The 13,206-nt window shown below is 67.3% G+C and carries 9 protein-coding genes and 7 pseudogenes; 3 read left to right on the top strand and 13 right to left on the bottom strand.

Annotation, left to right across the window (positions count from 1 at the left end):
• Nucleotides 1-124: 124 nt before the first annotated feature.
• The 13 genes and pseudogenes from NHF48_RS17470 to queG all read right to left on the bottom strand — a co-directional run bounded on the left by NHF48_RS17470 (nucleotide 125) and on the right by queG (nucleotide 9,616).
• Nucleotides 125-670, bottom strand: coding sequence for a tail tape measure protein (locus tag NHF48_RS17470; protein ID WP_342454683.1), 546 nt, complete (start codon nucleotides 668-670; stop codon nucleotides 125-127).
• Nucleotides 663-854, bottom strand: a complete 192-nt coding sequence (locus NHF48_RS17465) for a phage tail assembly chaperone (RefSeq protein WP_253071812.1) — start codon at nucleotides 852-854, stop codon at nucleotides 663-665. The genes NHF48_RS17470 and NHF48_RS17465 overlap by 8 nt, the downstream gene beginning before the upstream one ends.
• Nucleotides 851-1,165: pseudogene (locus NHF48_RS17460) on the bottom strand (gene transfer agent family protein). The gene NHF48_RS17465 and the pseudogene NHF48_RS17460 overlap by 4 nt, the downstream one beginning before the upstream one ends.
• A gap of 173 nt (nucleotides 1,166-1,338) precedes the next feature.
• Nucleotides 1,339-1,715: pseudogene (locus NHF48_RS17455) on the bottom strand (phage tail tube protein).
• Nucleotides 1,716-2,177: 462 nt separating this feature from the next.
• The gene (locus tag NHF48_RS17450; protein WP_253071811.1) at nucleotides 2,178-2,576 is read right to left on the bottom strand and encodes a head-tail connector protein; all 399 of its coding nucleotides are present in this window, start codon (nucleotides 2,574-2,576) and stop codon (nucleotides 2,178-2,180) included.
• A 325-nt stretch (nucleotides 2,577-2,901) separates the two neighbouring features.
• Nucleotides 2,902-3,372 carry a phage major capsid protein gene (locus NHF48_RS26145; RefSeq protein WP_446741173.1) on the bottom strand — a complete coding sequence of 157 codons (471 nt, stop codon included), beginning with the start codon at nucleotides 3,370-3,372 and terminating at the stop codon, nucleotides 2,902-2,904.
• Entirely contained in the window at nucleotides 3,288-3,524 is a 237-nt protein-coding gene (locus tag NHF48_RS26140) for a hypothetical protein (protein ID WP_446741172.1), read from the bottom strand. Before NHF48_RS26140 ends, NHF48_RS26145 begins: the two co-directional genes overlap by 85 nt.
• Nucleotides 3,419-3,808 (bottom strand): annotated as a pseudogene (locus NHF48_RS26135) (phage major capsid protein); the annotation flags it as partial. The pseudogene NHF48_RS26135 and the gene NHF48_RS26140, both read right to left, overlap by 106 nt.
• Nucleotides 3,809-4,146: 338 nt before the next feature.
• A pseudogene (locus NHF48_RS17440) lies at nucleotides 4,147-4,525 on the bottom strand (HK97 family phage prohead protease).
• A complete protein-coding gene (locus NHF48_RS17435) occupies nucleotides 4,522-4,827 on the bottom strand; it encodes a DUF6127 family protein (protein WP_183129183.1) in 306 nt (101 codons plus the stop codon). Before NHF48_RS17435 ends, NHF48_RS17440 begins: the two are co-directional and overlap by 4 nt.
• Nucleotides 4,827-5,949: pseudogene (locus tag NHF48_RS17430) on the bottom strand (phage portal protein). Before NHF48_RS17430 ends, NHF48_RS17435 begins: the two are co-directional and overlap by 1 nt.
• Before the next feature lie 169 nt (nucleotides 5,950-6,118).
• Nucleotides 6,119-7,373, bottom strand: a pseudogene (locus NHF48_RS17425) (DNA-packaging protein).
• Nucleotides 7,374-8,437: 1,064 nt separating this feature from the next.
• Nucleotides 8,438-9,616 carry a tRNA epoxyqueuosine(34) reductase QueG gene (queG, locus tag NHF48_RS17420; RefSeq protein WP_253071810.1) on the bottom strand — a complete coding sequence of 393 codons (1,179 nt, stop codon included), beginning with the start codon at nucleotides 9,614-9,616 and terminating at the stop codon, nucleotides 8,438-8,440.
• Nucleotides 9,617-9,660: 44 nt separating this feature from the next.
• Between queG and NHF48_RS17415 the strand changes: the two genes are divergently transcribed.
• From NHF48_RS17415 to NHF48_RS17405, 3 genes and pseudogenes are all read left to right on the top strand, one after another.
• Nucleotides 9,661-10,587 (top strand): ABC transporter ATP-binding protein, encoded by a 927-nt coding sequence (locus tag NHF48_RS17415; RefSeq protein ID WP_253071809.1) that lies wholly within the window; start codon nucleotides 9,661-9,663, stop codon nucleotides 10,585-10,587.
• On the top strand, nucleotides 10,556-11,782 hold the full coding sequence (locus tag NHF48_RS17410) for an ABC transporter permease (protein ID WP_342454682.1): 1,227 nt from the start codon (nucleotides 10,556-10,558) through the stop codon (nucleotides 11,780-11,782). The genes NHF48_RS17415 and NHF48_RS17410 overlap by 32 nt, the downstream gene beginning before the upstream one ends.
• Before the next feature lie 178 nt (nucleotides 11,783-11,960).
• A pseudogene (locus NHF48_RS17405) lies at nucleotides 11,961-13,199 on the top strand (cytochrome P450).
• The last annotated feature ends 7 nt before the right edge of the window (nucleotides 13,200-13,206 follow it).

Genomic DNA, 13,206 nt, shown 5'->3' with positions numbered 1-13,206 from the left:
GGGCCCGCGCGCCCTTGCGCGTGGGAGGGAGAGGGGCGTGAGGCTAGGAACACCGATCCCAACCACCCCTCACCCTCCCGTCGCCTACGGCTCCTCCTCTCCCTCTCGCCGTCGGGGAGAGGGACTATTCGCCAGCCAAAGCCGCCTTCACCGCTCTCGCCACCTGCCGGCTCGACTGCGCCAAGACCCCAGGCGCACTCCCCCGGCGGCATTCACCGTGATCACCACCCGCACCTCGCGCACGCCCCCCAGGCGCACCAGCCTCAACCCGCCCGCTCGAGGTAGGCACGAAAACCTCCGCCCCCCGCTCGCCCACGACATAAGCCCGCCCCGGAGACACCGGCCCACCAGTCGCCCGCCCGGGCAACCCACCAACGAGCCCGGCCAGCGCCCCACTCAAACCCCCACCACTCAACACAGACTGTACCCCAGCCTTAAGCGCCGCCGAAGCGATCGCATCGAGCGCCGACAGAGCCACCCCCTTCAGCTCCTCGAACCCCAATTTCCCCGACCGAACCGCCCGCAAGAGCCCCGCCTCCAGCCGAAGCGCAGCCCGCTCCGCCCCAGCCCCAAGCACCCCCTCCAACTCCCCCCGCATCGCCTCGACATCACGCGAAAACCCGGTCGTATCCGCCCGCACGCTCACCAGCGCCGCATCAAGATCATCCATCAGGAAAAGCCCCCCTCAACCGCGCGATCGTCGAAGCATCCGGCGGCGCCGTCACATCCCCCACCAAAGCCCCCACAACCCCCGCCAATTCCGCCGGCGTAGCCCGCCAGAAAACCTCCGGCGCCCACCCCAGCACCGCGCCAGCAAAGCCAGCCAACCGCGCCGCATTCTCGGAAAACGTCACTTCCCCGCCAGGATCTGCCGCAACAGCCCCCGCAAAACCGGCGTCACCGCCGCCAGCCCCGCCTCGACGACCGCCTCCCCCAACCGTTCCCGAGTAACCCCCCTCGGGACACTCGCGCAGACAATGCCAGAACAGCCCCACCATCTCCCCGATCCCGAGCTTCCCCTCCGCCGCGCGCTCCACCAGCGCAAACAAAGGCCCCAATTCCCCCTCGGCCGCCACAAACGCAGCAAAGCTAGGCCGAAGCACAAGCACCTCCCCCCAACCCGAAGAGACCCCTCCCCCCGAACCGGATTCGCCAAATCACCCATGAGAATTCTCCAAAAACCCCCCTCGCCCCTCCGGGGGAGAGGGGAGGGGCCCGCGCGCGCTTGCGCGTGGGAGGGAGAAGGGAGTGAGGCACGGAACACTCGCCCCAAAGCCCCTCACCCCTCCCGTCGCAAGCGCTCCTCCTTCCCCTCTCCCCCGACGGGGAGAGGGAAAGTTAAGCAACAACAACAGCCCCGGAACTCTCCAGGCTGAGAGTGTAAGACCGCTCCCCATTGAAATCGCCGGCATAGTCCAGCCGAGACACCAGGAACTTTCCCGTCATCGTGTCCCCCCCTCGAACGCCAGCCGATAGTCATCGAGCACACCGGTCAGCGCGCTAGCCTTCACCCGCAACTCCGCCACCGACCCGGTAAAGACCCCAGCCCCCGACAGCAACTGCCGCCACCCGCCAGAGTCCTTCGTCGTGACAACGATAGCCTCCCCATTCACCGACATCTGCGTCGTCCGCAGCCCCGCCACGGTCGCATAGACCACCGGCACCGCCCCGTTCCCCACCTTCAGCAGGAACGCACTCCCCTTCTCCACCGCCATGTAAGCTCCCTCCTTGTTTCCCCGCGAAGGCGGGGATCCAGCCTGCACCGCGTCTTCGCGGTGCATCTCTCAAGTCTCGAAGCTCAACTCTCCCGGTACATCCGCACCAGAAACTCCGACGTCCCCCGCCACCGATCCCCGACCCGCAGCACCCGAGACCGCACAAGCGCCAGCCGAACCACCCGCCACCCCTCGCCGAGATCGGGCGGCAGTGCCTCCAACCCCTCCTCCGCCGTCGCCAGCAGAGCCCGCGCCCGAACCGGCCGCTCCCCCCATCGAATAGCGTGACCAGGACGCGCCCCTCCCGCCCGACCCAGGTCTTGGTGCTCCAGTCCGACAACACCGGCTCGTCGACCACCGCATACGGCAGCCCACCCCGAACCGGCGGAGCATCGAACACGCTCACGTCCAGCACAGCATTCAGTCGAGCGACGATCGCAGCCTGCAAGACCACCCGCCCACTCACGAATGCACCCCAGCGGACAGCCGCATCCGCCGATAAGGCCGCCACAAAGCCGCCACCGCCGCCGGCGGCGCCACATCGCTCTCCCGGTGATCAAAGAGGTGCGCGACCAGCATCGCCACCCCCTGCGCGATCGGCGCCGGCACCGCCTCGAAACTCAAGGCCAGCCCAGCCGAATACGCCACCGCCACCCGTCCGGCAGACCCGGCGGCCAGTACACGAACCCACCCGACCCCATCCGCATCGATATCGACCGCATAAGCCCCGACCCCCAACACGAACGGCGCCCCCTCGCCAGGCAACCCGGTCAGCCCGGAAATCACGGTAACCGGCGCGACCAGCAACCGCCGCCACCCCGCCGCACTGGTCACCACATCCTCGAACGGCCGCACGATCACCGCCGCCCCCCAGGAACGCCTCCCCCAGCAGCAAAGCCGTCGACGCCAACCGCGCCAACACGACATCCTCCCCCGTCTCCACCCGCAACAAAGCCCTAGCCGCGACGACCACCTCAGCGATCACCCCGGCAGAAATCGCCGACCCCGTCATAACGATGTCTCCTATTTTCCCTCGCCCCTCCGGGGAGAGGGAGGGGGCCCGCGTGCCCTTGCACGTGGGAGGGAGAGGGGAGTGAGGCTAGGGACACCAATCCCAACCGCCCCTCACCCTCCCGTCGCAAGTGCTCCTCCTTCCCCTCTCCCCGCAGGGGAGAGGGAGCACCACTCAAGCCACCGAGAACTTCATCAGCTTGATAGCTTCGGAGTTCGTCACGCACCCACCGACCCGCTTGGTCGCGTAGAAGTTCACGAACGGCTTGTTCGAATACGGATCGCGCAAAATCCCGGTCTCGGTCCGCTCGGCGATAATATACCCCGCGCGGAAATTCCCGAACGCGATCGCCAGCGCATTCGCCGCGATATCCTGCATGTCCTCGGCCTCCACCACCGGATACCCCAGCAGCGTAGCCGGCACCCCAGCCGCCAGCGAAGGCGCCCAGACGAACGCGCCATCCGTCGTCTTGAACTTCCGTATCCGCGCCAACGTAGCCGCGTTCATGACAAAGCTGGCCCCCTGCCGATAAGGCCCGCGCAAAGACTGAACCAGATCGATCAACCGCTCCTGCGGGTTCGCCGAAAAGTCCCCCCGCCGTCCCGCTCGCGAGATACTGCAAGGTCCCGAAAGCCCGAACCCCATCCGCAGTCGCCGCAGTCGCCGACGTCAGAAACCCCTTCGGCCGCGACACCCCCGACCCGGACACGAAAGCCGCCCCCCTCGGCCTTCGCAAACTCCATCGCGATCTCGCCCGCCAGCCACTCCTCGACATCGAACGCGGCATCGTCGAGCATCGCCTGGCTAGCCGAGGGGTTTGCATACAGCTCCCCGTAGGCGGCGCGATCTCGACGAAAACCGGCGAAGCCGTCTCCGGCCGAGCCGCATTCTCCGCCGCCCAACCGGACGGCGTACCGCCCGTGGTCACGAGCTTGCGATACCCAGCCGACCCCACCTTCACGACGTTGGCGATCGACCGGATCGGCGAAATGCCCTTCAGCAAAGTATCGATCTGAGCATCGATCTCCCGCGGCACCGCAAACCCGCCGGCATCCCCCGTAACCCCGGTAAAAGCCTTCATCTCCAGCGTAGCGCCAGTCCGAACGAACCCCACAAACGCCGCATTCTGCGCCAACGGGGAAGCCCCCGCCAAAACCGGCCGGTCAACAACACTCATATCTATCTCCTCGCATGAAACGAAAAAAGGCGCCCCGCAGGACGCCCAATGAAACTCAAAAAAGAACCCTCGCCCCTCCGGGGAGAGGGGAGGGGGCCCGCGCGCTCTTTGCGCGTGGTAGGGAGAGGGGGCGTGAGGCACGGAACACCTGCACCAATCACCGTTCTCCTGCGAACGCAGGAGCTCAGGGTCACACGCGTCTCACCACTCGACCCTGGATTCCTGCGTCCGCAGGAAAACGCTCACGCCACGATGTCCACCACCTCAACCCGAGCCAAAGCCTGCATAGGCACCGCCACCAGACTAACCTCCATCAGCTCGACCGCCAGCAACTCCCGCCTCACCCCCTGCCGCACAGACGTCGCCCGATACCCCACAGACAACCCAGCCACCGCCCCAGACCGAACCAGCCGAGCCAATTCAAAATCCGCAACCACCCCCTCAACCCGCAACCCCCGCGCATCCTCCGCAACGACGGACAAAGACCCAACAACCCCACCCCGATGCTGCCACAACAAAGGCACCACGCGAGCATCAGTAAAAGCCCCCCCGCCGCACCACATCCCCAGCCCGATCGACAACATCGAACACCGCCGCATACCCCGCGAACGCGACACTCACTTCAGCCACGCGGCAAACCCCAGCTTCACCGCCAGCCCCGCCAACATCAGCGCCATCGCCAGCCGAGCGATCCACCCCACCACAGCCTTCCACACCGACCGCTTCGCATCCCGCCACGCCGCCAGCAGCTCGCGCAATTCCGCCACATCCTCCCGAGCCCGCTCGTCACTCAATGCCACCCGCGCCAAGGCCCGAGCCGCCCCCAATTCCCCCGCCTCCTCCACGATCGCCCGCAGCGTCACCAGATCGACACCGCGTTCAGCCCCCTGCCGCATCAACTGCGCCAAAACCGCCCCATCCATCAGACCACCTCCTGAATCTCGAGCAACGCCCGCTTCTCCGCATCACTGAGAAAGCCAGCCCCGCTCACCATCCCCCAAAGCCGCTCGCGATCCTCCGCCAGCGCCGGCACCCGATCGAGATCGAGCGAGATCGCCGCCCCCCTCGAACCACCCGGCCAGCCCCTGTGCGATCCCGCCCAGCACCGCGGTCGCCAGCGGCAAGATCGCCAGCCGCCACAGCGCCCGGTTTGCCTCCCGGTAATTCGCGTAAGAATTATCCCCCCGGCAGCCCGAGCAGCATCGGCGGCACCCCGAACGCCAGCGCGATCTCCCGCGCCGCCGCCGCCTTCGTCCCCACGAAATCCATGTCCGCCGGCGACAGGCTCAACGCCTGCCACCTCAGCCCCCCTCCAGCAGCATCGGCCGCCCGGCATTCCCCCCCCCGAGAACGACGCCTCGAGCTCGCCCCGCAACCGCTCGAACTGCTCGGTCGACAGCACCGCGCCGTCCTTCGGATCGTACATCAACGCCCCCGAAGGCCGCGCCGCGTTATCCAGCAATGCCTTGTTCCACCGCGCCGCCGCATTGTGGATCGCGACAGCTCCCGAAGCTGCCCCCAGGCACCCCAACCCGTAATGGTCATCGACCGGATTGAAGCTCTTCAGATGAATCACCTCCGGCCGCACCGGATCCGCATGCAGCCGCGAAACCCGTTCCCCCACCCGGTACCGATACGCCGCCGGCCACCCACTGGCATCCGGCTCGACCGTCACCCGCTCGGGCCGCAGCGCATAAAGCTCGGCCGCGCCCCCCATCTACGTCGCGCAAAACCTGCACATACGCATTGCCGTGCAGCATCAGATGCGCTGCCACCGTCTCGATCAGCGTCTGCCCACCCGACCGCACCGTCGCCAGCGCCAGCAACGCCGGATCCGACGCGACGATCGGCGCGCTCCCCAGCCCCTCCACCACCAACTTGACCGCCCGCTGCGCAATCGGATTATCCAGATGCGCCTCGCGCACCTGTGCCTCGTAACTCCGCGGCCACTCGCCAAACGCAGAGCCCCCGATCGCCCCCGCCGAAGACCGAGACAACACCGGCCGCGACTCATCGCGCCCGGATTTCCACCCGAACAATTTCATGCCGATCTCCTGAATTTCCCTCGCCCCTACGGGGAGAGGGAGGGGCCCGCGCGCCCTTGCGCGTGGGAGGGAGAGGGGAATGAGGCTCAGGACCCAAATCCCAACCACCCCTCACCCTCCCGTCGCAAGAGCTCCTCCTTCCCCTCTCCCCGAAAGGGAGAGGGCAAACCTAAAGCACCCGCACCGAAACCCGTGCCCGCGGCCCCAGCATCACCTCGGTCATCGCCCAAACGAGCGCATCGGCCCGATCCGGCGACCGCCCCGGCCCCTCATACCCGCCCCCGGCAATCAGCCCGCAAAGCTCATCCTCCAGATCCGGAAACGCCCCCACATGCCAAGCCCGCCCAGACTCATACAAAGCCGCCACCGGCTCAGCCCGCGCCACCTTCCCAAGCGACGCATGCACCAGCTTCACCGGCATCGCCCGATCAGCCCCGGCAAGGACGCTCCCCACCATCTTCCCCCCTGGTTAGCCTCGGCGATCACCCGATCCGCCCCATGCCGCTCGGCACATTCGGCCACGGCCCGAGCCCACCCCTCGGGAGAAGCACCAGAAACACTGGCGTCCTCCAAAACATACCCAAACCCATCGACTCCGAGCGCAACCACCACGATCCCGCAGGCATCCCCCGGCCCCCCGGACACACTCCCCCGCCGGCGGATCCACGCCCACCACGACGCGCGCCAGCTCCGGTGCAAAAAGCCACCCGCCGGGACTCCACCAGCGCCCGCGTCCACAAGGCGCCTGCAATATCCTCGATCAGCTCGCCATCCAGCTCCTGCCGACCCAACCGCGTCCCCGCATAGCTGGCGGTAACCGCCTCCACGAAGCTCACCGGCAGATGCGGATTGTCGCGCGTCCGCCCGCGCGTTTCGACCAGTCCCGGCAATGCCATCACCCTCCGCATCAGCGCGACCGGTCGCGGCGTCGTCGTCACCAGGACGCGCGGCACCGTACCCAACCGCAAGCCCATCATCAGATTGTCCCAGGTCGGATCGCCGTAGCGCCACTTCGCCAGTTCGTCGCACCACGCCCAGCCGTGTTCGGGCCCACGCAACGCTTCCGGCGCCTCCGCCGAATACGCATAGGCCTTCGCGCCATTGCCGAAATGCACTTCGCCGACCGCACTGCGCCATGTCAGCGCCTCGTTGTCGTGCGCCACCGCGATCAGGCCGCTCTCGCCCTGCACCATCACGCGCCGCACATCGTCGATCGTCGCGCCGACCAGCGCGATCCGCGCGGTCGGATCGTCGCGCGCGATCTGGCTCACCCACTCCGCGCCCGCCCGAGTCTTGCCAAATCCGCGCCCCGCCCGGATCAGCCAGATCCGCCAGTCGCCCTCGGGTGGATATTGCCCGTCATGCGCCCAGTGCCGCCACCGATCGCGCAGCTCGTTGCGTTGACCGACCGACAGCTTCCGCATGATCCCTTCACGGTGCACCACCGGCAGGTCGGCCAGCTCCGCCACCAGGTCGCGTTCGACCGTGGCCACCGGCGCCGGGTTGACCGCCCCCGGATCGCCTTCGCCGCTTCCCGAGCGAGTCAAGAGGCGAGCGCCTGGCGCCGCGCCAGCGAGTCCAGCAGCTTCAGCAATGCGGCATCGGTCTCCACCGACGTCGCCCGGCAGGTCTGGCTGGACTGGCGCCCCCCGCGCCTCTCGCGCGCGATGCTGGTTCAGCATCGCCAGCGCGAACTGGATCGCCGTCACGCTCGACAGCTTGATCAGCCCCGCACCGGGCACCGCAGCCTCGCCCCGGATCTTTTCGCCGCCCCCTTCTTCGACGGCACCCGCGTCTTCGACGGCATCAGCCTCCCCGACGGCATCAGCGTCGCCGACCGCCGCCGTCTCGTTGCTGGGCGTCTCCACACCCCCATCGCTCGGGTCGTTGCCCTGCCCGCCAAGACGCCCATCATCGCGATCCAGCGAGGCGAGCGACGTCGCCAACAACAGTTCCTCCAACCGGTCATACCCGCGCGACAACGCCGCCTGCCATGCTGCGGCAAACGCAGGATCGTGCGAGCGGCGGTGATAGGCTCCGCCGAGCGACAACGCCGCCTGCCATGCTGCGGCAAACGCAGGATCGTGCGAGCGGCGGTGATAGGCTCCGCCGAGCGACATCCCCACCACGACGACAGACGTGGTCACGTTGCCGGTCATCGCCAATTCCTCGAGAAACGTGGCTTGCCGCTCGAGCGTCCATTCCTTCGCCCGGGGTTTCCGGGCCACAAGAACCCGGTTCTTCCCACCCGTGATGACCATCCCGCCGACCTTCGCGTTCCCGGCCGCCTTGCTCTTGATCCCCATGCCGCGCCCCCCGCTTGCCTGCACCGCACCGCCAAACGCAGAAAGCCGGTGACGATTAAGGCTCCCGCCCCGATCGTCCCGGCTTCCCGAGAGCCAGACCGTCCGGCCCGACTCGCTAGTTTTCGATGTTCCCGTTATGTGCCAGATGAGCGTGACGATGTCAAGGTAATTAACCCGTTTGGTTATCTACCCGCGGGTGGATCGACGAGAGGCACGAGACGATCCACTGCAGCCGCCCCCCATTCACCCCGCACGCTCAGATCGCCCTCGTCCGCCAACCGACGCCCGCGCTCGCTGCCCCAGCGCGCGCTATCCAGTCGTCGCAATGCCCATATCGCCGCACCCCGGACGACCGGCGAGTCGTCGCCCAACAGTCCGACGACGGCCTCGACGAGGCCAGGATCGCTACTGTTCCCCGCCGCCATCAAGGCATTGCGGATCATCTTAGCGCGGCCGATGCGCTTGATCGGCGAGCCCGCGAAAACCGTGCGGAAGCTCGCATCGTCCAGCGCCAGGATGTCGGCGAGTTCGGGCGCGACCAACTCCGCACGAGGATGAAACGCCAAGTTCACGTTGGCCGCGGCGGCGAACTTGTTCCAGGGGCACACCGCCAGGCAATCGTCGCAGCCATAGATGCGATTGCCGATCGCGGCACGGAACTCGTGCGGGATCGGCCCGGCATGCTCGATCGTGAGGTACGAAATGCAGCGACGGGCATCGAGTTGGTAAGGCCGCGGGAACGCCGCGGTCGGGCATGCGGTCTGGCACGCGTCGCAACTGCCGCAAGTGTCGACACCGCCCTTGTCCGGCTCCAGATCGAGCGTCGTGTAGATCGCGCCCAGGAACAGCCAGCTGCCATGCTCGCGACTGACGAGATTGGTGTGCTTGCCCTGCCACCCAAGCCCGGCGGCTTCGGCGAGCGGCTTTTCCATCACCGGCGCGGTGTCGACGAACACCTTCAGGTCGAACGGCGGCAGATCGCGCCCCGCCTCCGCCGCCAGCCACCGCCCGAGCGCCTTCAACTGCCGCTTCACGACATCGTGATAATCCGGCCCCTGCGCGTAGACCGAGATCCGGCCCACCCCGCCCTCGTCCGCCAGTCGCAACGGATCGTCCTTCGGCGCATAGCTCATGCCGAGCGCGATCACGCTGCGAACCTCGGGCCACAGGCCGGCGGGGCTCTCGCGGTGGTGCTTGCGCTCCTCCATCCAGATCATGTCGCCGTGACGCCCGTCCGCGAGCCACTGGTGCAGCCGCTCGCCGGCGCGCGGCGCCGCCCCCGCATGCGCGATCCCGCACGCGACGAAGCCCAGTTCCGCCGCTTTGGCCTTCAGCCTGTGTTCCAGCTTGTCTTGCGCCACGTCCGCCCGCTACCACGACGCCACCCTCGGGAGGAAGATTGCGCGTGAACGATGAATGGGCGGTCACCGCGAGCGGGATCGTAAAGCGGTTCGGCGATCGGCGCGTGGTCGACGGGGTGGACATGATGGTGCCGCGCGGATCGGTGTACGGCGTGCTCGGGCCCAACGGCGCGGGCAAGACGACGACGCTGCGCATGCTGCTCGGGATCATCGAGCCCGACGAGGGTAGCCGCACGCTGCTCGGCTACGACAATCCGCGCGATGCGAGCGACCGGGTCGGCTATCTGCCCGAGGAGCGCGGGCTGTATCCGGCGATGAAGGCGCGCGAGGCAATCGCGTTCCTGGGAGCTTTGCGCGGGCTCGACTGGAAGACCGGGCGCGAGCGTGCGGTGGTGCTGATGGAAGCCGCCGGACTCGGCCATGCGGTCGACGAGAAGATCCGGAAGCTGTCGAAGGGCATGGCGCAGTTGGTGCAGCTGCTAGGCTCGGTGGTCCACCAGCCCGACCTGCTGGTGCTCGACGAGCCGTTTTCGGGGCTCGATCCAGTCAACCAGGAGCGGCTCGAGAAGCTGATCCTCAACGAGCGCGACCGCGGCGCGACGATCCTGTTCTCGACGCATATCATGAGCCATGCCGAACGCCTGTGCGACCGGCTGGCGATCATCGCTGGTGGCAAGCGACGGTTCGAGGGCACGGTGGCGGATGCGCGCGGAATCCTGCCGCAGCGGGTGCATTATACGCCGCATCGGCCTGATCCTGCGATCCGCGGCGTGCTGCCGGCGGATGCGGTAGCGGACGGGGATAGCTGGCGGTTCGAGCTGCCGAACGAAGGAATCGAGAGCTTGCTCGTGAGACTGATCGACGCGGGATACGGGATTTCGGGGCTGTCGATCGAGCGGCCCGGGTTGCACGAGGCGTTCGTCCGGATCGTCGGCCAGCATGGCGACGTCGCGCAGGAGCAGGCGGCATGAGCCGTTTCCGTCGCACCCTCCGCCAGACCTTCACGATCGCACGCCGCGACTTCATAGCCACGGTGTTCACGCCGATCTTCCTGCTGTTCCTGTTCGCGCCGCTGATCATGGGGTCGTTCGGCGCGATCGGCGGGCTGGGCGCGGCGAGCGTCAGTGGCGGCGCGCAGGACAAGACGCGGATCGTCGCGATCGTCCCCGCCACCATCGCGCGGCCGATCGACGAGGCCGACACGCGCCTGCGCGGCATGTTCCGCAGCGACGAAGCGCCCCCGAACTGTCGATCGTCGCGCCGACCGCGGATCCCGCGACGCAGGCACGCGCGGCGTTCGAGACCAAGGACGTCGACGCCTCCGCAGTGCTGTACGGCCCGCTCGACGCGCCGCAGATCCTTTACGGACCGCGCGGCAAACGCTCCGCCGATTACCTCGGGCTGCTCGCGCAGACGACGCTGGCGGCGGAGAAGCTCGGCGGTACGCTGCCGACGATCGCCGCGACCAAGACGCAGATCACGCGTTCGACCACCTCGGTCGGCGGCCAGCACCAATCCGCCTTCTTCGCGGTGTTCGGGATCTTCTTCCTGACACTGTTCCTGTCCGGCCAGGTTGTCGGCACGATGGCCGAGGAGCGCAACAACAAGGTGATCGAGGTGCTCGCCGCCGCGGTGCCCTTGGAGTCCGTGTTCTTCGGCAAGCTGATCGGGATGTTCGGCGTCGCCGTGCTGTTCGTCGCGTTCTGGGGCACCGTCGTCACGCAGATCACGTCGCTGATGCCCGCCGCCGCCGCAGTCGCGCTAGGCGACCTGACGCCCGCGGTCGGCGCACCGATGTTCGCGCTGCTGTTCGCGGCATATTTCAGCATGGCGTATCTCCTGCTCGGCTCGGTGTTCCTGGGCGTCGGCGCACAAGCGACGACGATGCGCGAAATCCAGATGCTGTCGCTGCCGATCACGATCCTGCAGGTCGCGATGTTCGGACTGTCCTCCGCGGCGGTCTCCCACCCCGGCAGCTGGCTCGCCACCGCCGCCGAACTGTTCCCCCTCTCCTCGCCATTCGCAATGGCCGGCCGCGCGGCAAACTCGCCCGAACTCTGGCCACACGTCGCCGCACTCGCGTGGCAGGCCTTGTGGGTAACGATCTTTATAACGGTGGGGGGCGCGTCTGTTCCGCCGCGGCGTGCTGCAATCGGGAAGTGCTAGGCCGTTCTGGCGGCGCAAGGCCAAGGCAGTCGCTTAACTGTTCTCCTGCGAACCCAGGAGCCCAGGGTAACGAACGCCATCCCTCGCGGTCCTGGACTCCTGCGTTCGCAGGAGAACGGAGACTATTGACATAAGTGTCAGCAAAGCCTCTCCTGCGGCAAAACAGGGGAGAGAAACGATGGCGACTCTGGTAAGAGACGTGGCGCAACAGACGGTCGATCCACTCGACGTGAGCCGCGCCGAACTCTACCGCGACGACCTCTGGCAGGCGCCATTCGCGCAACTCCGCGCCGAATCCCCGTCCACTATGTCGAGCAGTCCGACTACGGCCCCTATTGGTCGGTCTCCTCCTACAAGGGCATCGTCGAGGTCGAATCGCTCCCCCGATCTCTATTCCTCCGAGGCCGGCGGGATCACGATCGCCGATTTCGTCGCCGAGCGCGACGTCCGCATGCCGATGTTCATCGCGCGTGACCGCCCCGTGCATACCGGCCAGCGCCGCACCGTCGCGCCCGCCTTCACCCCCAGCGAGATGACGCGGATGTCGGGCGATATTCGCAGGCGGACCGCCGACATGCTCGACAGCCTGCCGTGGAACACGCCGTTCGACTGGGTCGATACGGTCGCGATCGAACTCACCACGCAGATGCTCGCGATCCTGTTCGACTTCCCCTGGGCGGACCGGCGAAAACTGACCTTATGGTCGGACTGGGCGGGCGACATCGAGATCGTGAAGAACGAGGAGCTCCGCGGCCACCGGCTCATGCACATGTTCGAATGCGGATCGTATTTCAAAGGCCTGTGGGACGCGAAGATCGACAAGGATCCGACGCCCGACCTGATCTCGATGATGATCCACTCGGACGCGATGAGCCACATGGATCACAACGAGTTCATCGGGAACCTCATCCTGCTGATCGTCGGCGGCAACGACACGACGCGCAATTCGATGTCGGCGCTCGCCTACGGCCTCGACAGGTTTCCGGAGTCGCGCGCGAAACTGGAGGCGGACCCGACGCTGATTCCCAACGCTGTAAGCGAGATCCTGCGCTGGCAGACGCCGCTGGCGCACATGCGCCGCACCGCGACGGCCGACGCGGAGCTGATGGGCCAGCAGATCAAGGCCGGCGACAAGCTCGCGCTCTGGTACATCTCGGCGAACCGCGACGAAAGCATGTTCGGCGACGATGCGGACTCGATCGTAGTCGACCGCCCCAACGCGCGGCGGCATCTGGCGTTCGGCCACGGCATCCACCGCTGCGTCGGCGCACGGCTGGCTGAAATGCAGATCGCAATCCTGCTGGAGGAGATGGCCGCCCGCCGCATGCGGATCAACGTGCTCGCCGAACCGACGCGGGTCGCGGCGTGCTTCGTCCACGGCTATCGCACGCTGCCGGTGGAAATCAGCAAATACTGACGGCGAG

The organism is Sphingomonas sp. H160509, from assembly GCF_024124765.2.
GTDB lineage: Bacteria > Pseudomonadota > Alphaproteobacteria > Sphingomonadales > Sphingomonadaceae > Sphingomonas.
The sequence above is the reverse complement of the archived record's forward strand: the minus strand, read 5'-3'. Positions and strand labels throughout refer to the sequence as shown.

What these genes read in the sequence shown, in the direction of transcription:
- NHF48_RS26145 (WP_446741173.1), bottom strand. Translation starts at nt 3,372, where the DNA reads ATGGGGTTCGGGCTTTCGGGACCTTGCAGTATCTCGCGAGCGGGACGG.
- NHF48_RS17410 (WP_342454682.1), top strand. Translation starts at nt 10,556, where the DNA reads ATGGCGACGTCGCGCAGGAGCAGGCGGCATGAGCCGTTTCCGTCGCAC.
- NHF48_RS26140 (WP_446741172.1), bottom strand. Translation starts at nt 3,524, where the DNA reads ATGCTCGACGATGCCGCGTTCGATGTCGAGGAGTGGCTGGCGGGCGAG.
- NHF48_RS17435 (WP_183129183.1), bottom strand. Translation starts at nt 4,827, where the DNA reads ATGGATGGGGCGGTTTTGGCGCAGTTGATGCGGCAGGGGGCTGAACGC.
- NHF48_RS17470 (WP_342454683.1), bottom strand. Translation starts at nt 670, where the DNA reads ATGGATGATCTTGATGCGGCGCTGGTGAGCGTGCGGGCGGATACGACC.